General features: G+C 58.3%; 19 protein-coding genes and 1 tRNA gene. 10 read left to right on the top strand and 10 right to left on the bottom strand.

From position 1 onward, the window contains the following. Positions 1-198: 198 nt before the first annotated feature. A complete protein-coding gene (locus tag UN63_RS05645; RefSeq protein ID WP_104485804.1) occupies positions 199-1,407 on the bottom strand; it encodes an ammonium transporter in 1,209 nt (402 codons plus the stop codon). 206 nt (positions 1,408-1,613) lie between these two features. Further along, on the bottom strand, positions 1,614-2,990 hold the full coding sequence (locus UN63_RS05640) for a hypothetical protein (RefSeq protein ID WP_104485803.1): 1,377 nt from the start codon (positions 2,988-2,990) through the stop codon (positions 1,614-1,616). 219 nt (positions 2,991-3,209) lie between these two features. Between UN63_RS05640 and UN63_RS05635 the strand changes: the two genes are divergently transcribed. From UN63_RS05635 to UN63_RS05625, 3 genes are all read left to right on the top strand, one after another. Beyond that, a complete protein-coding gene (locus tag UN63_RS05635; protein WP_104485864.1) occupies positions 3,210-3,455 on the top strand; it encodes a DUF2960 domain-containing protein in 246 nt (81 codons plus the stop codon). Positions 3,456-3,684: 229 nt separating this feature from the next. After that, positions 3,685-5,514: a sensor domain-containing phosphodiesterase gene (locus UN63_RS05630; protein WP_104485802.1), complete on the top strand. Its 1,830-nt coding sequence runs from the start codon at positions 3,685-3,687 to the stop codon at positions 5,512-5,514. 256 nt (positions 5,515-5,770) lie between these two features. Next, positions 5,771-6,112, top strand: coding sequence for a helix-turn-helix domain-containing protein (locus tag UN63_RS05625; RefSeq protein WP_181068187.1), 342 nt, complete (start codon positions 5,771-5,773; stop codon positions 6,110-6,112). A 383-nt stretch (positions 6,113-6,495) separates the two neighbouring features. Here UN63_RS05625 and UN63_RS05620 read toward each other — a convergent pair whose 3' ends face one another. Further along, complete coding sequence (locus tag UN63_RS05620) at positions 6,496-7,839, bottom strand: aldehyde dehydrogenase (protein ID WP_229793526.1); 1,344 nt, start codon at positions 7,837-7,839, stop codon at positions 6,496-6,498. Between UN63_RS05620 and UN63_RS05615 the strand changes: the two genes are divergently transcribed. Beyond that, positions 7,838-8,503 (top strand): Na+/H+ antiporter NhaC family protein, encoded by a 666-nt coding sequence (locus UN63_RS05615; protein WP_229793527.1) that lies wholly within the window; start codon positions 7,838-7,840, stop codon positions 8,501-8,503. The two genes, UN63_RS05620 and UN63_RS05615, sit on opposite strands and share 2 nt — an antisense overlap. 147 nt (positions 8,504-8,650) lie before the next feature. Next, entirely contained in the window at positions 8,651-9,121 is a 471-nt protein-coding gene (locus UN63_RS05610; RefSeq protein WP_104485800.1) for a copper chaperone PCu(A)C, read from the top strand. A 66-nt stretch (positions 9,122-9,187) separates the two neighbouring features. Here UN63_RS05610 and UN63_RS05605 read toward each other — a convergent pair whose 3' ends face one another. The 5 genes from UN63_RS05605 to UN63_RS05585 all read right to left on the bottom strand — a co-directional run bounded on the left by UN63_RS05605 (position 9,188) and on the right by UN63_RS05585 (position 12,482). Continuing rightward, positions 9,188-9,607, bottom strand: a complete 420-nt coding sequence (locus UN63_RS05605; protein WP_229793528.1) for a CoA-binding protein — start codon at positions 9,605-9,607, stop codon at positions 9,188-9,190. Between the two features lie 117 nt (positions 9,608-9,724). Continuing rightward, positions 9,725-10,159: a thioredoxin TrxC gene (trxC, locus tag UN63_RS05600; protein ID WP_104485799.1), complete on the bottom strand. Its 435-nt coding sequence runs from the start codon at positions 10,157-10,159 to the stop codon at positions 9,725-9,727. A 2-nt stretch (positions 10,160-10,161) separates the two neighbouring features. Further along, complete coding sequence (locus UN63_RS05595; RefSeq protein WP_104485798.1) at positions 10,162-10,569, bottom strand: META domain-containing protein; 408 nt, start codon at positions 10,567-10,569, stop codon at positions 10,162-10,164. 9 nt (positions 10,570-10,578) lie between these two features. Beyond that, on the bottom strand, positions 10,579-11,568 hold the full coding sequence (locus UN63_RS05590; protein ID WP_104485862.1) for a 2-hydroxyacid dehydrogenase: 990 nt from the start codon (positions 11,566-11,568) through the stop codon (positions 10,579-10,581). Between the two features lie 59 nt (positions 11,569-11,627). After that, positions 11,628-12,482 (bottom strand): type 2 periplasmic-binding domain-containing protein, encoded by an 855-nt coding sequence (locus UN63_RS05585; RefSeq protein ID WP_104485797.1) that lies wholly within the window; start codon positions 12,480-12,482, stop codon positions 11,628-11,630. 120 nt (positions 12,483-12,602) lie between these two features. Here UN63_RS05585 and UN63_RS05580 point away from each other — a divergent pair, with 120 nt between their 5' ends. Further along, on the top strand, positions 12,603-13,292 hold the full coding sequence (locus tag UN63_RS05580) for an MOSC domain-containing protein (protein ID WP_104485796.1): 690 nt from the start codon (positions 12,603-12,605) through the stop codon (positions 13,290-13,292). A 62-nt stretch (positions 13,293-13,354) separates the two neighbouring features. Next, a tRNA-Pro gene (locus UN63_RS05575) sits at positions 13,355-13,431 on the top strand. A gap of 327 nt (positions 13,432-13,758) precedes the next feature. Here UN63_RS05575 and UN63_RS05570 read toward each other — a convergent pair. Beyond that, positions 13,759-14,682 (bottom strand): LysR substrate-binding domain-containing protein, encoded by a 924-nt coding sequence (locus UN63_RS05570; RefSeq protein ID WP_104485861.1) that lies wholly within the window; start codon positions 14,680-14,682, stop codon positions 13,759-13,761. Between the two features lie 213 nt (positions 14,683-14,895). Between UN63_RS05570 and UN63_RS05565 the strand changes: the two genes are divergently transcribed. Together UN63_RS05565 and UN63_RS05560 are read left to right on the top strand one after the other, a co-directional pair. Further along, a complete protein-coding gene (locus UN63_RS05565; protein ID WP_104485795.1) occupies positions 14,896-15,678 on the top strand; it encodes a HalD/BesD family halogenase in 783 nt (260 codons plus the stop codon). A gap of 207 nt (positions 15,679-15,885) precedes the next feature. Then, the gene (locus tag UN63_RS05560; protein WP_104485794.1) at positions 15,886-17,241 is read left to right on the top strand and encodes a Na+/H+ antiporter family protein; all 1,356 of its coding nucleotides are present in this window, start codon (positions 15,886-15,888) and stop codon (positions 17,239-17,241) included. Positions 17,242-17,329: 88 nt separating this feature from the next. Here UN63_RS05560 and UN63_RS05555 read toward each other — a convergent pair whose 3' ends face one another. Further along, positions 17,330-17,545: an RNA-binding S4 domain-containing protein gene (locus UN63_RS05555; protein WP_104485793.1), complete on the bottom strand. Its 216-nt coding sequence runs from the start codon at positions 17,543-17,545 to the stop codon at positions 17,330-17,332. 313 nt (positions 17,546-17,858) lie between these two features. Between UN63_RS05555 and UN63_RS05550 the strand changes: the two genes are divergently transcribed. Continuing rightward, entirely contained in the window at positions 17,859-18,992 is a 1,134-nt protein-coding gene (locus tag UN63_RS05550; RefSeq protein WP_104485860.1) for an aminotransferase class V-fold PLP-dependent enzyme, read from the top strand. Positions 18,993-19,175 lie beyond the last annotated feature (183 nt).

The raw sequence follows: 19,175 nt of genomic DNA, 5'->3' as shown, positions 1-19,175 counted from the left end.
TGACGGAGCGGCGCACAGAATGCCAGCTTTTTGTTTTGGCGTGAAGTTTTCTGCTTTAAAAGCACCCGCTGGCTCTCATTGTTACCGCAGAAGGCGAGCTCAATATGCGATTATACTGATGGCTCAGATCACAACAGGCGCCACCCTGTGAATCAGGGTAGCGCCTGTTGTCACCGTTTGCGGATAATTCGGTATGACTCAGTCGTTGAAGGTGGCGGCAATCTTGTGGATGCTGAGATCGGCGCCGTTGAATTCCTGCTCTTCGGTCAGGCGTATGCCCACCAGCAGCTTGATGCTGCCGTATACCAGCAGGCCGCCCAGTAGGGCCACGACGATACCGGCAAAGGTGCCCAGTAGCTGAGAGACAATACTGACTCCCCCCAGGCCGCCCAGTGCCTGCTGGCCGAAAATACCGACGGCAATACCGCCCCAGGCGCCGCAGATGCCGTGCAACGGCCAGACACCCAGCACATCGTCGATCTTCAACTTTTTCTGCTGCAGGGTAAACAGCCACACGAACAGGGCGCCGGCGATCATGCCCACCACCAGAGCGCCGATGGGGTGCATCAGATCCGAGCCGGCACAGATGGCGACCAGACCGGCCAGGGGGCCGTTATGGATAAAGCCCGGGTCATTCTTGCCAAGGATCAGCGCGGCGATAATGCCGCCCACCATGGCCATCATGGAGTTCAGCGCCACCAGGCCGGAAATGCCGTCCAGAGTCTGGGCCGACATCACGTTGAAGCCGAACCAGCCGATGGACAGTATCCAGGCACCTAGTGCCAGAAAGGGGATGTTGGAAGGCGGAAAGGCCACCAGCTTGCCGTTACGATAGCGGCCCCGGCGTACGCCCAACAGCAATACGGCCACCAGGGCTATCCAGCCGCCGACGCCATGCACTACCACTGAGCCGGCAAAGTCATGAAAGGGCGCGCCGAAGGTGGTTTCCAGCCAGGCCTGCAGGCCGAAGTTGCCGTTCCAGGCGATGCCTTCGAAAAACGGATAGACGAAGGCCACCGACAGTGACGAGGCGCACAGAATGGGCCAGAAGCGGGCCCGCTCGGCGATGCCGCCGGAGACGATGGCGGGAATGGCGGCGGCGAAGGTCATCAGAAAGAAAAACTTCACCAGCTCATAGCCCTGGTCTGCCGACAGGGTCTCGGCATCCTGAAAGAAGGTGACGCCATAGGCGACCCAGTAGCCGACAAAAAAGTAGGCGACGGCGGAAAAACCGAAGTCGGTCATGATCTTGGCCAAGGCGTTAACCTGATTCTTGTGGCGCACTGTGCCCACTTCCAGAAAGGCGAAGCCGGCGTGCATGGCAAAGACCATGACAGACCCCATCAGAATAAACAGGGTGTTGGCACTCTGTGCCAGGGTGTCGATGGCGGTACTGATACTGTCCATGAATATCTTCTCCTTCATGCCCTGTGATGGTGCAGGCACAGCATTATTATGGTGCAATACTGTTGTTGTCTGTCCAGAATGGTGCGAGGCGTCTTGTGACGTCGCTCACATTAAATAACCAGCATTAATCATGCCAAGATGGTGAGCGTCGATGGTTTAGTCGCCCGGTTTACGCTGTCTGGCGAAGCGGGCAAGGGGGGATCTAGTTATGTTTCCGGAGGAGAACCGGCTGGTTTTCGCTGAGGGATTTCTTCTATTTCCACGATTTTGGAACGGCTCATCACCACCTTCCAGCGCTGGATGACCGGCGGCTTCTGGCCCTGGATTTCACGGGTGACCAGGTTGATCAGATAGCGCTTTTCCACCGGCTGACGGGAGACTTGGCCTTCTTTGAGCTGATAGACGTGGTGCGAGCCTTTTTCCATTAGTTTGGACAGCAAGCTCAAATCCAGATGCAGCAGCTCGCGGGTCTGTTCGTAGCCACTCAGAAAGCGGGTGGGCAGCATGCGGGAGTGACTGCCGTAGTGCATGACCACTTCTTCCCGCTGGCTCACGTTGGCGTGACGTGCCGCCAGAATTTCTTCGCTCAGCCGGGAGGGGCGACGATAGTCGAACCACTCCAGCTGACGACCCACCAGCTGGGTGCTGTGCACATCGAAATACTGCCGTCGCCACTTGGGACGCCCCTTGCGCAGCCAGCGCCACAGGGTGTTGCGCAAGTCGTCCTTGAACAGTTCACGCAGTGCATAGAGCAGGGCCAGGGCGAAGATGACCATCAGCGAGATGCCGCCCAGGGTTTCGCGCACCTCGTAGGCGGCCAGCGACACCGAGGTCATCACCACGGCGGTGACCCCCGCCTTGAGCAGCTTCTGCTCGCCTCCGCCCAGCTCCCGGGTTTTCTCCTTGAGCGTGACCGGATATTCGATCAATCTGCGCAGCAGTCGCATCTTGTTGGAAATACGCGACAGCGCCTCCGTGGTGTGGCTGGAGTTATATTGCTGCTTGTCACGATGCTGGCGCTCGATATCACAGATTTCCAGCAGCAGTGACTTGGTTGTCTTGTAGTCGCCACTGCGGGGCAGGTGGGCCACCAGCGACAACAATCGCTGCTCGGTAAACCAGGACAGATAGTTGTCTATATTGACGTAGTACTTGAGCAGGGTCTGATCGGTGGGCACGTTACGGCGCAGGCGGCGCAGAATATCCTGGGCCAGGGCGATCACCTCTTCTATTGCTTCCTGGCTGGCACCGTCTTTTTCGTTACGCAATTTGTGACTGGACTGCTCCAGCCCCACTACATACTGATAGGCATAGAGGCTGAGGCTAAGTCGGTATTGTTCTGTGGTGAGCTTGCCCCGGCGGGCAAGACGGCTGTGTACCAGGGGTAGCAGCGGCTGGTCGCTGAAGTAGGTGCGTTGTACGTGAATAGCGCCGTGGTAAAACTCTTCTTCCGGCACCACATTGGTGTTCAGCCCCAGTTCGCCGGGAATAAAGAGGTAAATATCCAGCCGGTGCTCGGTCGCCTCCCGCAGGATACGAGATATCTTGAGGGCGAAGCCATCTTTACGTTCAACGCTGATCACGGGCCGGGTTTACACCATAAAAATGAATAATGACAACATCTTAACGTATTTTTTTGCGAAGTGCCCAGGGTCTGTGAAACCGATAAAGTCGTGCCGTATGGGTCATTCCTGGCCGACGGATGGTGCCAGCCGCTGAAAATCCACTCGCATCAAGGGGAACTGGGCTTGAGTCGGTATGGCGGTTGCGGCGACAATGGCATTTTTCCGGGGAATACCACCATGGCTTTTCGTATCAGTTACCTCTATAACAAGCAGCAAAAAGAAATCGGTTTTGCCAATGACAAGCACCACAGCGTTTATGACGCGATCGCAACGGCGGAAGGGGTGGATCTGACCGAGTTTCATCGCATGGAAAGTCAGGTGGCCAATGTCAGCCGCAACGACCGCAAGACCATGAAGGACTTTCGCGAAGAATACTTCCGCAAGCTGGGTTTCAGCCAGGTGACCATAGTGCGCGAAGAGTAACCCGCAACGCCTCGATCCCTTGCCGATGACGGGCCCTCGTCTCGGCTGGTCTCATGTCAGCCGCCATTTTTTCTGTCGGTATTAATACGCCATCAATCTGATTTAAAACAAAATGTTATGAAAATTTTGCGGGCGTCGACGGTTTTCATATTGAAGTCGGAATGCACATGGACAGTGTCAATTGGGTTTGCCATTATAGAGTGGCATCTCAGCAGCTAACGGACTAACTGTGGAACAAATTCAGACCTTTTTCGGTTATCACAAGGCCCTGACGCAGCTGTTGTATGGCCGGGATTTCATCGGGCAGGACAAACACAAGAAGCTGGAAGCCTTGAGCGCCCTCTGTGGCGAGCTGCTGGAAGTCGACAATGTCAGCATCTGGACGCTTAGCCTCTGTGGTAACCATCTTGATCGTGCGTTGCGTTATCCCCGGGCCACGGATAACCGGGATCCTGGTTTCAGCCTGAGTCGGGACCAGCACGGGATCTATTTCTCGGCGCTGGATGCCGCCGAAATCATCTGTACCGATGATGTACGCGCCGATCCTCGCACCCGCTCTTTTCATCCGTATTACGTGAATGAAAAAGAGAGTGTGGCGTCGATGCTGGATGCTCCTGTCTTTGATGGCAACCGCTTGTGTGGCGTTATTTGCCTGGAAAGCCGGCAACAACGCCAGTGGAGCCTGGCCGATATCGCCTGCGTGACGGCCGTTGCCGATACCATCAGCCTCATCAATACCCACGAGGCATGGCTGAAAAGCCGCAAAGAGCTGGACTACATTACCCATCATGATGATTTTACCGGCCTGCTGAACCTGCGCTCGCTGCGTAATCATATCCAGCAGCTGACTGAGCAGCAGGCACAGGAATCTTTTGCCCTGTTGTGGTTCGATATCGACCGGCTTAACGCCATCAATAATGGTATGGGACAGCAGGTGGGTGATGCCGTGGTGAGCGAAGTGGCGGCCCGGCTGCGGGGCATGCTGCTGCCGGGCAAGGAGATGGTGGCGCGGGTCGGCGGAGACGAGTTCGCCATGATCTACCGTTTTCCGCCGGGGAGCGGCACTATGGACGAGGCGGTGGATGCCATTCTGGAAACGGTCAATTATCCCATCCGGATAGGGGAGCAGAAAGTCCAGGTCAGTGCCAGCATCGGCATTTCCTTTTTCCCCAATGACGGCGGTGATGTGTCCACCCTGCTTCGTCACAGCGAGTCGGCCATGTATCACGCCAAGGCCTGCGGTCGGCGTCAGGCCCAGTATTACAATCAGGATATTTCGACCACCGCCAAGGCGCGTTTTCTACTGGAAAATCAGCTGACCGATGCCATCGCCAACGATGGCCTGAGTGTGTTTTATCAGCCGATCATGTCCGCAGACGGTCGCTCTGTAGTCAGTGCCGAAGCCCTGGTGCGCTGGCAGCATGAGACTCAGGGCTTTATGTCGCCGGCGGAGTTTCTGCCCCTGGCTTACGAGGCGGGACTTGTCGCCAGTCTGGATCTCTGGGTGCTGGAGCGGGTATGCCGGGATATTCAGGCCGCGCGTGAACAGGACTTGCCGATGCCACCGGTAGCGGTGAACCTCTCTGCCGACTCCATCATGGATCCCCTGCTGGCGGATAAAGTATGGGAAAGACTCCAGCGTTATCAGGTGCTTGGCGCGCAACTGGAGCTGGAGGTGATCGAAGATGCCATCAAGGGAGACTCCAAAGTCCTGCGGCGCACGCTGGAAGAACTGGTGCGCATGGGCATCAAGTTGTCCATCGACGACTTTGGCACTGGCTATTCCTCGCTGCTGCGACTCAAGAGCCTGCCGTTCACCAAGCTGAAAATCGACCGCTCCTTCATCCAGGATCTCCCCCAGGACCCGGATGACTGCGCCATTACCCTGTCGATCCTCGGCATGGCCAGGGGCCTGGGTCTGAATGTGGTGGCCGAAGGGGTGGAAAACAGTGAGCAGGAAGCCTGGCTGCAGCATCAGGGCTGTAATTATCTGCAGGGATTCAAATACCACAAGCCGATGCCCATCCATGCCTTTCTTGAGCTGCTGGTCACCGCCTGAATATTCGGTTGTATATCTTGAGCTAAATAATGGTATCCATTTTCCGCCTTATCATTCCATTCTGTTCTGGCGGATATAATTCAATAAAACTCTCCTCTGGCATTAACTTCTATACAGGTGGAAAACTGCTGCAGCCCGCGACTGTCATTCACTTACGGATTATTTGACCTTGCTGCAGAATGCAAGGCGCACAACCCCCCCCCTCTTTTATTGGCGTAACGATATGACGACAGCGGAACAACAAGGTAGTGATGATATGTCCAGTGATGTGGGTGTCCGTCTGAAGGCGGTGCGTACGCTGCGTAATATTTCCCAGCGGGAACTGGCCAAGCGCACCGGTGTGACCCACTCCAGCCTGTCGTTGATCGAACAGGGCAAGGTCAGCCCCTCGGTCAGTTCGCTGAAGAAAATCCTCGATGGCATCCCCATGACGGTGGGGGAGTTTTTTACCCTGGATTTGCAGAATACCGATCAGATGCGGGTACTGCAGAAAGGCGACAGCTATTACTTCTCTACCACCCAACCACACCGGTTTCGCAATAACAGTGATCAGCCCTGCCGGATGGTGAGCTGCTCGACCCCCGCCAAGCATTTCTGAACAGACAAAAATCGGGCTCCATGAAGGAGCCCGATTTGTTTATCCTGCTTTCTGAACACCGTGTTGCCCGCAGACGGCGCCAACAGGCGACTCCGCAGTATCAAGGAGGACAAAGGGATCTGCTCCGTCGACCATCACATGACAGGGCCAACAAGTGCTCCTGCTATGTTGGCATTTCTGCCGTCCCTGGCGGTCAGATATCATGTGTTGAGCGTAGAGGGGGCGAGCTTGTCTCGCCGTGACGAACGGTTTCAGCCTGACCGAACATCCAGTGAATGTTCGCAGTGGGCTGAAACTGTGAGTGTCATTTACCTGAGCGGGTCGCCGGAGCGGGCCCTTTGTCCGACGTTTACACAGAAATGAAATAGATCATTTGTTTGGTATCAGCTCCCGAGGGCAATCCAGGTGGTCTTGATCTGGCTGTATTCCGCTAGCGAGTGCAACGACTTGTCCCGGCCGTTGCCGGATTGCTTGGCCCCGCCGAAGGGTACCGTCATGTCGCCACCGGCGTAGTTGTTGACATAAACCTGCCCCGACTCCAGTCGCCGCGCCGTGTTCAGCACCGTGTTCAGCGCCTTGTCCAGATTCTGGGTCCAGACCGACACCGCCAGCCCGTAGGGTGAGTCGTTGGCGATGGCAATCGCCTCATCGGCGTTGTCGAAGCCGATTACCGCCAGCACAGGGCCGAAGATTTCCTCTCGGGCCAGGGCCTGATGGTTGTCGACCCGATCGAACACCGTCGGCGGAAAGTAGCAACCGCCGCCGTCGGTCAGCACCGGCTCGCCGCCGACTTGCAGGCGGGCACCTTGCTCTATGCCCCTGGCCACATGACTGCGGATGCCGTCGAGCTGGGTTGCATCGACGATGGCGCCCATGGCGCTTGCCGGATCCAGCGGATTGCCCGGCTGCCAGTCTTTGGCGTAGGTGATGATACGCTCGACCAGTTCCTCGCGAATGCTGTTTTCCACCAGCAGGCGGGAACCGGCGATGCACACCTCGCCCTGGTTAAAGAAGATGGCCTGGGCGGCTTCCCTCGCCACCTTGTCCAGATTCCCCGCATCGGCAAAGACGATGTTGGCGCTCTTGCCGCCGCATTCCATGAAGGTGCGCTTCAGGTTGGACTCGCCCGCGTACTGAGTAAGGAGCTTGCCGACCTGGGTCGAGCCGGTAAAGGCCAGGGCGTCGACGTCCGGATGCAGTACCAGCGCCTTGCCGACGGTGTGACCAAAGCCCGGTAACACCTGAAAGATACCGTCGGGAATGCCGGCTTCCCGGGCCAGGGCCGCCAGCCGAATGGCGCTGAGCGGTGACTTTTCCGAGGGCTTGAGGATCACCGCATTACCGGCGGCCAGCGCCGGGGCGATTTTCCAGCAGGACATCATCAGTGGAAAATTCCACGGTACTATGGCGGCCACCACTCCCAGTGGCTCTCGGGTGATCAACCCCAGGCTGTCGGTGCCGGTGGGGGCCACTTCGCCGTACACCTTGTCGATGGCTTCCGCGTTCCAGCGCAGGCAGTTGATGGCGGCGGGCAGGTCCACATTCAGGCTGTCGCCGATGGGCTTGCCCATGTCCAGGGTCTCGAGCAGAGCCAGCTCTTCGGCGTGTTGCTCGACCAGGTCGGCCAGCTTCTGTATGACTTGTTTACGGGCAGCCCGGCCATTGCCGCCTGGATGTCGGTGGTGCCGGCATTGCTGGCCATCGTGCTGGCACTGGTATACCGGCATGGAAGAGCTGGGCCACCCCGCCGAGTACAGCCTGCGTGATGTGTTTGGCAATGGAGACTCTTTCACCGCCATGATGTGGGGCTCTCTGCTCAGCACCCTGGTGGCGCTGATCATGACCCAGGCGCAGCGACTGCTGAGCATGGACGAAGCCGCCCATTACTGGTTCGAGGGGGTGCAATCCATGCTGCTGCCGATCACCATACTGATGATGGCCTTTACCGCCTTCGCCACCGGCTCGTCCTGGGGCGTCATGGGTATCATGATGCCGCTGGCCTGGGCGGTATTGCTGCATCACGGGCTGGCCGGTGACCCCGAGTTTATGCACCTCTTCTATGCCTCGGTGGCGGCGGTGCTGGCCGGTGCCGTCTGGGGTGACCACTGCTCGCCGCTGGCGGAAACCACGCTGCTGGCCGCCATGGCCTCCGGCTGTGGCCTGGTTGAGCATGTGCGGACTCAGTTGCCCTACGCGCTTTTCGTGGGCGTTATCGCCACCCTGTTCGGCATAGTGCCGGTGGCCTATGGTCTGCCCTGGTGGCTGGGTATCGCCATCTGTGCCCTGGCCATGGCGATGGGCCTGCGAGTGCTGGGCAAACGGGCGGAAGACAGTCCGGCGGACGATACGCAAGATGTGTCCGTCACCAAGGCCGCGGATGTGGCCAGCTAAGCCGACACAGAGAAGTTGTTTCTGGTATTGAAGGCCGGGGCTGATGCCCCGGCCTTTTTGTGGGTGCCGATGGCGTAATGCCGGATGGAAATTGCCGGCAACTTACTTACAATGAACGGATCCTAATCGTCTGAAAGGAATAAAAAAATGGCACCATTACGCACCCTGCTGGCCACGGCCCTGTTGTTGGGATCCGCGGTGGTTTCTGCCCACAGCTATCATGGCGGTGATCTGGATATCGGCCATCCCTGGAGCCGGCCGCTGCCGCCGGTCGCCACCACCGGCGTGGCCTACCTGACGGTCACCAACCAGGGTGAGGCGGAAGATGTGCTGCTGAGCGCCGAGAGCCCGGTCGCGGAAAAAGTGGAAATACATACCCACATCAAGGACGGCGACCTGATGAAGATGCGCCAGCTGGACGAGCTGGTGATCCCGGCCGGTGGCGAGCAGACGCTGGCGCCTGGCGGCCATCACCTGATGCTGATGGGTCTGAAGCAGGTGCCGGCCGCCGGCGAGCGCTTTCCGCTGACCCTGCATTTCAAAGAGGCCGGTACCATAGAGGTGGAAGTAGCGGTGGATGCGGAGCCGACAGAGCCGCAAGAGCACCATCAGCACTGATGGCAGTAAAGCAAACACAACAAAGGGGCCTTGGCCCCTTTGTTGTGTTTGGAATGGATATGGCGGCTAGCCCAGCAGTTGCCGGTGTACCTTCTTGATGCAGAGATCCTCGACGTATTCCAGTTCGGCCTCGGCGGCGGATTCGGCTGCCGCCGTGCTCTGAACCCCCTCCTGCAGCCACAGACACAGGGCGTCATGCTCTATGGCCTCGAGCGCGATATCGGCGGCAAACTCCCCTCGACGAAATACGTTGATCAGCTGCACCGGCTGGTCCAGCTCGTCCAGCTCCGCGACACAGGTCTGACCGAGGATGATGGCGCCGGCCAGTTGCGGGTTGATAGGATGAACCTGATACCCCTGTTGCAGCAGATATTCCATCACCTGATAGCTGGCCCGCTCCGGTCGGTTGGAGGCTCCCACCAGGGCGATGCTGAGCGTCTGATTCAGGATGCGCGCCAGGCGCTGTTGTTCGAGTTGATCCATCATGCATTCCACAGGAATAAAAACCTCCTTATACCAGTTTGCCGGTCTGATAATCCATGATCGCCTGCTCAATTTCTTCCTCAGACTTTTTTCTCGGACAGCGCCTGTTTGTCTTACCCTTTACACCGGCAGGCTCTGCAGCCACTGTCGTAGTTGGCCGGCCGACAGCGCGCCGGACTGGCGGGCGATTTCCTTGCCCTGCTTGAAGGCGACCAGGGTAGGGATGGAACGAATTCCGAAGCGGGATGCCGCCGCCTGATGGGCCTCGGTATCCAGCTTGGCCAGCCGCAGCCGGCCACTCACCTCGCCGGCGGCGGCGGTAAACACCGGCGCCATGCTCTGGCAGGGGCCACACCAGGGGGCCCAGAAGTCGAGCACCAGCGGCAGGGTTTCGTTCGCCAGCAGCCGATCCAGTTTGGGGCCGTCCAGTGTCAGCGGTTGGGGCGGCAGCAGGGATTCTTTGCATTTACCGCACTGAGGCGTCTGCTGCAGCCGTTCGCCGGGAACCCGGTTCTTGGCCTGACAGGTGGGGCAGATCAGAAAGTGCTCGATCATGGTTACATCCAGTCGGCCAGTTGATAGGTCAGGGTGTATTGCTCGCCGACCAGCTCCAGCTGCTGGCCCTGGTTGTTGACGGTAGCGCCCTCGCCCAGGGTTTGCAGCACGGCGGTTTCCACTTGCTGCGCCGCCGGGCCGCAGGCCATCTTGGTACTGGCCAGGGGATCGGCTTTCAGGCGACCCTGCTCCAGGGTGGCGCTGCCGAAGAAGCGGTTACAGCCGGCCATGCCGTTGATGGTGAAGTGCTCGGCAATTTCCAGATCCGACTTGATCTCCGGGTCGACGGGGGTGCCGTTAATGGCGGTCAGATTCCAGTGGTGATGCTGCAGGTCGGATTCGACCACCTTGAGGCCGCCGCTACAGGCGGTCAGCAGCAGGGCAGTGGCGGCGACGAGGGTTGTTTTCATAAAGACTCCTTAATTGATTTGATTATCACAAGGTTCGTTGCGGGACAGTCGTTGCAGGTTGTCCAGGGTGATGTGGGCGATGGCGGCGAGCGCCTCGTGAGTCAGAAACGCCTGATGGCCGGTCAGAAGCACGTTGGGATAGGTCGACAATAGATGAAAGGTGTCATCATGGATGATTTCACAGGACTTGTCGCTGAAGAACAGGTTTTCCTCTTCCTCATAAACGTCCAGCCCCAGGGCGCCGATTTTGCCGCTGTTGATGGCGGCGATGGCGTCCTGGGCGTGGAGCAGGCCGCCCCGGCTGGTGTTGATGATCATGACGCCGTCTTTCATTTGTTCGAAGCTGTCGTGGCGCAGCAGATGGTAATTTTCCGGCAGCAGCGGACAGTGCAGGCTGATCACGTCGGCTTCGCGGAACAGTTGTTCGAGGGGGACGTAACGGGCGCCCAGCGGCAGCGCCTCGGGGTTTTCTACCGGGTCGTGCACCAGCAGTGTCATGCCCAGGCCCTGCAGGATGCGCAGGGTGGCCATGCCTATTTTGCCGGTGCCGATGATGCCGGCAGTCTTGCCGTGCATGTTGAAGCCGACCAGGCCGTTGAGCGAGAAATTGGCATCCCGGGTGCGCTGGTAGGCCTTGTGAATATGGCGGTTGAGGGTCAGCATCAGCCCCACAGTGTGCTCGGCTACCGCTTCCGGCGAATAGGCCGGCACCCGCACTACCTGGATGCCGGCGGCGCTGGCCGCCTCCAGATCCACATTGTTGTAGCCGGCACAGCGCAGGGCGATGATGCCGACGCCGGCCGAGGCCAGGGTGTTGATGACGTCGGCATCCAGCTTGTCGTTGACGAAGACACAGACCGCATCAAAACCCCGGCAAAGCGCTGCTGTGTGTGCTTCCAGTCGGGCGTCGAACCAGGTGATGTCGAAGCCGTAGTCCCGATTGTGCTCGTCGAAGGGGTGTTGCATATAAGGCTGACTACTGAAAAAGGCGATTTTCACCGGATGTGACTCCATTGAGGATCATGACTCAATGATAGTGAACAGCCGGCGGCTGTTTTTCAAGGCCGGGCGGCCGGGTGCCAGTACTGCGCCGGTATCCGGCGGGTGGCGTCGGTCAGGAAGGGGTTGGCAAGCTCCAGTCGTAACCGCGGCTGTTGCAGCACCGGCAGGCTGGCGCGGATCGGTGGATACTGCTCGAACAGGGCCATGAAACTGCCATCCATGTAGGCCCGGCCCAGTCCCCGCTCGAGGGCCTCGGCCAGCGCGGGATATTCGGGGCTGACGAAAAAGTAGATGGCGAAGGGATAGTGCAGCAGCAAGCGGGGCTCGGCCATCAGCAGCGGATATTGCCCGGTGGCGACGACCAGCTCGACCTGGGCCTCCACCAGGCCGCGCGGATAATAATCCACATGCCGGTTACGGTTCAGCATGTCCAGAATGGTGTCTTGGGGGGCAGCGCTGATGTTCAGTCCCGCCTGCTTGAGAATATCGATATCGCTCCAGCCGATGCCCTGCACACCGGTAAAGGCCGCCAGCTCACTCAGGCTCTGCACCCGGCTGAATTCCTGTTGCCGGGTCTGGTTGATCAGCAGTAGCCGAAATCCGGACAGGCCGCGCAGCAGCGGCACCCGTACCGGCAGCAGCGCCTGCTCGTATTTGTCAGAGGTGCCCATCCAGAGCAGGTTAATCGGTTTGCCAGTGAGCAACCTCTGCGCCAGCCGCTGCAGGGGTTCGTTCAGCACTATCTGATGAATGGTAAAGTCTTCGCCGCTCTTTTCCAGCGCCAGGGCCAGCAATTGCCGATAGTAGGGATACAGGGGCGGAGCGGGCTCCGGCAGGGGAATATTGACCGTCAATGCCGCCTGTGCAGACAGGCTGAACAGAGCGAGCAGCGATAGCAGCAATCTCTTCATGGCGGTCGATCCTTGATGATCCCGTAATGAGTGAGCCCATACTTTGTTATAGACTGAATCCGCCTGCCTGACAGGACGTTTCCTTAATCTCATTGTTTTCAGGGCCATAGGGAGGTCATCATGCATGTGAAGATACTGGCGGGCCAGCCGGCCATGCTGAACCCGCACATCAGCAGTGCCATCGATAAACGACCGGTTAATACCCGGCAATTCTGCAGCCTGACCGGGTTGAGTGACGATACTCAGGTCTCAGGCCATTTTCACGGTGGGCCCGAGCGGGCGCTGCATTACTACCCGCGAGAGCATTACGACTTCTGGCGCAGCTGGTTTCAGGGCATGGGGCTGACCGGTTCGCACGCGCTGCTGGCGCCGGGGGCGTTTGGCGAGAATATTTCCGGCACTGGTCTGCAGGAAACGGAGGCCTGCATCGGAGATATCTACCGGCTGGACCAAGCCCTGATCCAGATAAGCCAGCCGCGTTCGCCCTGCTACAAGCTCAATGCCCGCTTCGGTTATGATTTTTTCTCGGTACTGGTGCAGGCCAATGGTCGAACGGGCTGGTTGCTGCGGGTACTGGAAGAAGGCGAAGTGAGTCCGGAGGCCGAAATGACACTGGTCGACAGGCCCTGTCCGCAGATGCCGGTGAGGCGGGTCGGCGATATTGTGTTCAATCAGGCCTTCGAGCGTTCGGCGTTACAGGAGTTGGTTGAATCAGACTGTTTATCAGTCAGTTGGCGTGAAAAAGCGGCAGCTTATCTGGCCGAGGGACGGGTGTCGGACTGGAGCCTGCGGCTGCTGGGACCTAAATAGTGCCAGCGCTTAAAAATAGCTTGCAACAATATCGCCATTTCTGTAAATTCTCGCCCCGTTGACGGCATGTAGCGCAGCTTGGTAGCGCACTTCGTTCGGGACGAAGGGGTCGGAGGTTCGAATCCTCTCATGCCGACCAGATTCATGAAAAAGGCTCACCACTCGGTGAGCCTTTTTTGTTTTCCGGTTTCCGCACATCTGATTTTCACGCCAGCTCCATTAACAATAACAATCGATTTGCTTGAGTGTCATATCAATCCCGGACAAAGGGCCCGCTCCGCCGACTCGCCGTAAATACTTCCATGTAGGCTCCGCCGCGCCATCCTTGGCGCGGAGGGTCGGCTGAGCAGATCCCTTTGTCCTCCTTGATGCTCCGGCGTGGCCTGTTGGTGCCGTCTACAGACAACTCGGTGTTGCCTCTGGTACCGCAAGTTTCAATATAATCAGATGCTTAATGTCACTGGTGTTACGTTCGGTCGCTATCGGCCTGTTGTCGCAGCCAGTCCAGCAGTTCCTGTGCCTTGGGTTTGTTCAGAATGCGTTTGGGATAAATCAGAAAGTAGGACTTGTTGAGCGGCAGTGCCAGCGATGACAGCGCGACCAGTTTGCCCTGTTGCAGCTCTTCGCGGATAAGCGATTGCTGCCCCAGCAAGATCCCCCGGCCCGCGACGGCGGCGTCTATCGCCATGGCCGACAGATTGAACGAAGGCCCCGGGTTGGGCGGTCGGGTGGTGATGTTGGCCGCCAGCAGCCATTCACTCCAGTCCGGCAGAAAACGCCCGTCACGTCCCCAGTCCACATGGATCATGGGGTAGTCGAACAGCTGTTCCGGGTTGTCCAGCGGCGCTGGGGCCTGGAGCAGGCCGGGGCTGCAAACCGGGATCACCGAATCACGAAACAGTTCTATCTTGTCCTGCTGGGGATAATGCTCGTCCCCGAATGAAAGGTAGAAGTCGGTGGGGTTGGTATTGAAGTCGGTCAGGCTGTGGGTGGCCTGAATACGAAGATCGATTTCCGGATGCCTGTCCATCCATTGATAGAGGCGCGGCATCAGCCAGCGGGATGCCAGGGCGGGCAGGGCGGTGAGGGTCAGGGTGTGATCACCCTGATATTGGGCCATGTTCTGCTGGGCCACGCGCAGGGTTTCGAAGGCTTCCTGGGCAAAGGCGAGATAGCTGATCCCCGGTTCGGTCAGCTCGACGCCGCTTTTGGATCGCACAAACAGTTTGACCCCCAGGTGTTCTTCCAGCTGGCGGATTTGCTGGCTGACCGCCGCGGGGGTGATGCACAGGCACTCGGCGGCGCTGGCCAGGCTGCCGGTTTTGGCGGCGGTTTCAAATGACAGTATGTTACTTAATTTGGGTAGTCGGTGGTGATAGACCTGCTCCATGTTACATCTCTCGTTACTGTTTTTATCCGGCACCATCCGGCGGGTGCCTGATCATGCGGCTCTGACGAGGCAGGGTCAAGCATGGCTGTATACCAAAAAGGTTAAATTTGGTTAACACATCATTAACTTTATATCGCTATTGCCGGTCGCCGGGGTTTTATATGGTGTATGCACAGACCACATCCGTTATCCGACTGACCGGAGCAATACGTTATGAGCACACTGAATACCATTCTCGACCTGGCTGCTTATCCCATCGATGACCAGGACTTCCGTGCCGAGTGTCGCAATACCCTGGCCCGTACCGGCGCCCTGGTGTTGCCGGGTTTCATGAAGCCCGAGGCCGTGGAGCAGGTCAAGCAGGAGGGACTGGAAAAACAGCACCAGGCCTATTACACCGCCAAGCAGCATAACGTCTACCTGGCGGAGTCTGACCCGGCCTTCGGCGAAGATCACCCGCGCAACCAGAAGGTGACCTCTTCCAAGGGTTGTATTACCGATGATGTTATCGGCGAAGATTCTCCCCTGCGCATCATGTACAACGCCGAAGCGTTCCGTGATTTTCTGGGCGATGTGCTGGAAGAAGAGCTCTATGAATATGCCGATCCCCTGTCTTCCATCAACCTGCACTATGCCAGCGAAGGACAAGAGCTGGGCTGGCACTTCGACAACTCTTCCTTCGCCACCACCCTGCTGATCCAGAAGCCTGCCGGCGGCGGCGTGTTCGAGTATGTGGAAAACATGCGCGACGCAGATCGGGGCGAAATGAACTACGAAGGCGTGGAGCGGGTGCTCAAGGGCGAGGTTGAAGTCAAGCAGCTGAGCATGGAGCCGGGCGCCCTGGTGCTGTTCCGCGGTCGCAACGCCATTCACCGGGTAACCCCGACCCAGGGCGATATCACCCGCATGCTGGTGGTGCTGGCCTACAACAACCAGCCTAACGTGGCCCTGTCGGAAACGGCCCGCATGACCTTTTACGGTCGGCTGACAGCCTGATTGATGTCGGTGAGCGGGAGCGGCTTCAAGAGCGCTCTCGTTTTACGCCGAACAGCCTGACAGTTCGGTAGCTTAAATCTGTTTTTTGGTGAGTACTATCCGGTTCGGTTGTGCTACGGGCATGAACCTAACCGGTTGCACAGGAGTCAGGTGTGGCCCCGTGGTGGGGTCTGGCGGCTGTTGTGATTAAAACGACATGGAGGTGTCATGAATACGATTGTACTTGCGGTATTGATAATGATTGTGCTGAGCCTGGTCCGGGTGCCGGTGGTGATAGCCCTGGTGGTGTCGGCGGTGGTTGGCGGCCTGTATGCCGGCATGCCGATAGCGGAGATTACGGCGGCCTTTAACGGTGGTCTGGGCAGTGGCGCCGTGGTAGCGCTGGCGTCGGCCACCCTGGGGGCTTTTGCGGTGGCGCTGTCACGCACCGGCATTGCCGATGTGATTGCCGGTAAAACCCTGCGTCTTATCGGAGCCAGCCAGGATGCGACCCGGCTGAAGTATGTCAAATGGGGTATTTATGCAGCCCTGGTGGTGATCGGTTTCTCTGCCGACACCATAGTGCCGATTCATATCGCCTTTATTCCCATGCTGATCCCGCCCTTGCTGGGCCTGATGAACATGATGAAGCTGGACCGACGCATCATCGCCTGCGTGTTGACCTTCAGTATCGTCATTCCCTACATGATTGCCCCGGTCGGCTTTGGTGCCATCTTCCTCAACGATATTCTCACCCAGAATGTCAATGAAGCCGGTGCAAGCCTGGGTATCGCTGTCACCAACGACATGGCGCCCAAGGCCATGCTGATCCCGGCCCTGGGCATGGTGGTCGGTCTGCTGATCGCCGTGTTCTTCAGCTATCGCAAACCCCGTGACTATCAGCATGTTGAATATCACCAGCCGGTTGCCGGCAGCGAGCCGCAGGATGAGGAGCCTCGTCGCTTGTCTGTTCTGCAGTTATGTGTGCTCGGTGTGGCCGTAGGCGGTGCCCTGCTGGTGCAGGTGTGGACCGGTTCCATGGTGCTGGGCGGTCTGCTGGGCTTTACCGTGCTGTCGATGAACGGCTTGTTCAAATGGAAAGATCAGGACGACGTCTTCACCCAGGGCATGCGCCTGATGGCCTTTATCGGCTTCGTGATGATTGCCGCCGCCGGTTTTGCCGGTGTGATGAAGGCGACCGGTGCCATTCCCGAGCTGGTGTCCGGTGCGGCCGATATTATCGGTGACAGCCCTGCCATGGCTGCGCTGGTCATGCTGCTGGTGGGTCTGTTTATCACCATGGGTATCGGTTCATCGTTTTCTACCGTGCCGATTATCGCGGCCATTTTCGTACCGATGGCGATGCATTTCGGTTTCTCTCCCATGGCGACCATCGCCCTGGTGGGGACCGCCGGTGCCCTGGGCGATGCGGGTTCACCCGCCTCGGATTCGACCCTGGGCCCCACCGCCGGGCTGAACGTGGATGGTCAGCACGACCATATTCGTGACTCGGTGATTCCCACCTTCATGCACTACAACATCCCGCTGATCCTGTTCGGCTGGATCGCGGCCCAGGTATTGTAAAAAAAAGGAACTGTAAGAGGAAAAGGTACTGTAAAGGAGGAAGTAGCTTCAACCATGTGCGGCGCCTGAACGGCGCCGCTCATGGTGGTTATTCGGTCACCTCGACCTCTTGTCCGTTAAAGCTGACGCACTGACCAACCACTATCTTGCAGCGCTTTCGCACTTCTATTTCGCCATTTACCTGTACCAGCCCTTCATCGATCACCATCTTGGCCATGGCGCCCGAGTCGCACCAGCCGAGTACTTTCAGCAGGTTGTGCAGGGGAATGAAGGCATGTCCTTCCAGACTGAATTGTTCGTTCATAGAGAGTTGTCATCCTGGTTTAAAGTATCGAGTTTGTGCTGACGCTGTAGTTATCTATGCTGTTATAGAAAGATAATCTGGTTCTTATCTATTAGATATTTGTTATGTACCGACAGATTGGGCATCATTAAGAACTCACGCTCGGGTGGCCGTTCCGGCTGCGCAACACCGGTCAGATACCGCGCGGACTCATAATGGGCTCGCCTCTTCGGGTTCACCTGTGCCATTCTTGGTGCGGAAGGTCTGTTTGCCGGCGCTGGCCGCTGACTCATATATGGCGTTTTTGTATCAGTTATTTGACCAAGAGGTAATTATGTCCGGATTACTGCCCAATATCGACCCCGATGGCCTGCTGGAATATTCGGTGGTGTATACCGATAGATCCCTGAACCATATGTCGCAGCGCTTTCAGCAGGTGATGCGCGATATCTCCGCCAGTCTCAAGGAGCTGTATCAGGCCCATTCGGTGGTCGTGGTGCCCGGCAGCGGTACCTTCGGCATGGAGGCGGTGGCACGTCAGTTTGCCACCGATCAGGACTGCCTGATCATTCGCAATGGCTGGTTCAGCTATCGCTGGAGCCAGATTTTCGAGGCCGGCAAGATACCCGCATCGGAAACCGTGCTCAAGGCCCGCACTGTCGAGGAAGGCCCGCAAGCGGCCATGGCGCCGGCCCCCATCGAAGAAGTGGTTGCCAGCATAAAAGCCAACAAGCCGGGTCTGGTGTTGGCTGCCCATGTGGAAACTGCCGCCGGCATGATACTGCCGGATCACTACCTCAAGGCGGTGGCCGAGGCGGTGCACGAGGTGGGTGGCCTCTTCGTACTCGACTGTATTGCCTCCGGTACTATCTGGGTAGACATGAAGGAATGCGGCGTCGACATTCTGCTCAGCGCTCCCCAGAAGGGCTGGAGCAGTTCTCCCTGTTGCGGCCTGGTGATGATGAGCGAGCTGGCACGCCAGCGCATCGAGCAGACTCAGAGCAGCAGCTTCGCCTGTGATCTGAAGAAATGGCTGCAGATCATGGAAGCCTACGAGCAGGGTGGTCATGCCTACCACGCCACCATGCCGACCGACGCCCTGACCCAGTTCCGCGATACCATCAATGAGACTGGCGGCCTGGGCTTTGCCGAGATGAAGCTGCGTCAGCAGCAGCTGGGTGACAAGGTGCGGGCGGCGTTGGCCGAGCGGGGCATCAAGAGTGTGGCCGCCGACGGCTTTGCCGCCCCCGGTGTGGTGGTGTGTTACACCGAGGATGCAGGCATCAAGAGCGGCAGCAAGTTTGCCGCCGAAGGGCTGCAAATCGCCGCGGGCGTGCCGCTCGCGTGTGACGAGCCGGCCGACTTCCAGACCTTCCGCATCGGCCTGTTCGGGCTCGACAAACTGCAGGACGTGGAGCGCACCGTCGCTACCTTCGAGCAGGCGCTGGACAAGGTGCTGCAGGGCTGACCCTTAACCTACGTCAGTAACGGAACAAACGAGGCCGCCCCATGGGCGGCCTCGTCGTTTCTGGCCTGTGCCCGACCTTTACAAGGTGCGTTAACAGCTCATACCAATCCCAGTAATTATCTGGTCATATTGAGGCCCCAGACCAGAGGCAACACAGCCACCTCCCTCGACACGCTACGAGTA

Origin of the sequence: Oceanisphaera arctica (assembly GCF_002936955.1) — a bacterium.
Classification (GTDB): Bacteria; Pseudomonadota; Gammaproteobacteria; order Enterobacterales; family Aeromonadaceae; genus Oceanimonas; species Oceanimonas arctica.
Note: the sequence above shows the minus strand (reverse complement) of the source record. Positions and strands in the feature narration are given on the sequence as shown.

Coding starts and splice junctions, on each gene's coding strand:
- UN63_RS05645 (WP_104485804.1), bottom strand. CDS start 1,407: ATGGACAGTATCAGTACCGCCATCGACACCCTGGCACAGAGTGCCAAC.
- UN63_RS05635 (WP_104485864.1), top strand. CDS start 3,210: ATGGCTTTTCGTATCAGTTACCTCTATAACAAGCAGCAAAAAGAAATC.
- UN63_RS05625 (WP_181068187.1), top strand. CDS start 5,771: ATGTCCAGTGATGTGGGTGTCCGTCTGAAGGCGGTGCGTACGCTGCGT.
- UN63_RS05615 (WP_229793527.1), top strand. CDS start 7,838: ATGGAAGAGCTGGGCCACCCCGCCGAGTACAGCCTGCGTGATGTGTTT.
- UN63_RS05620 (WP_229793526.1), bottom strand. CDS start 7,839: ATGCCGGTATACCAGTGCCAGCACGATGGCCAGCAATGCCGGCACCAC.
- UN63_RS05610 (WP_104485800.1), top strand. CDS start 8,651: ATGGCACCATTACGCACCCTGCTGGCCACGGCCCTGTTGTTGGGATCC.
- UN63_RS05605 (WP_229793528.1), bottom strand. CDS start 9,607: ATGATGGATCAACTCGAACAACAGCGCCTGGCGCGCATCCTGAATCAG.
- trxC (WP_104485799.1), bottom strand. CDS start 10,159: ATGATCGAGCACTTTCTGATCTGCCCCACCTGTCAGGCCAAGAACCGG.
- UN63_RS05595 (WP_104485798.1), bottom strand. CDS start 10,569: ATGAAAACAACCCTCGTCGCCGCCACTGCCCTGCTGCTGACCGCCTGT.
- UN63_RS05585 (WP_104485797.1), bottom strand. CDS start 12,482: ATGAAGAGATTGCTGCTATCGCTGCTCGCTCTGTTCAGCCTGTCTGCA.
- UN63_RS05580 (WP_104485796.1), top strand. CDS start 12,603: ATGCATGTGAAGATACTGGCGGGCCAGCCGGCCATGCTGAACCCGCAC.
- UN63_RS05570 (WP_104485861.1), bottom strand. CDS start 14,682: ATGGAGCAGGTCTATCACCACCGACTACCCAAATTAAGTAACATACTG.
- UN63_RS05565 (WP_104485795.1), top strand. CDS start 14,896: ATGAGCACACTGAATACCATTCTCGACCTGGCTGCTTATCCCATCGAT.
- UN63_RS05560 (WP_104485794.1), top strand. CDS start 15,886: ATGAATACGATTGTACTTGCGGTATTGATAATGATTGTGCTGAGCCTG.
- UN63_RS05555 (WP_104485793.1), bottom strand. CDS start 17,545: ATGAACGAACAATTCAGTCTGGAAGGACATGCCTTCATTCCCCTGCAC.
- UN63_RS05550 (WP_104485860.1), top strand. CDS start 17,859: ATGTCCGGATTACTGCCCAATATCGACCCCGATGGCCTGCTGGAATAT.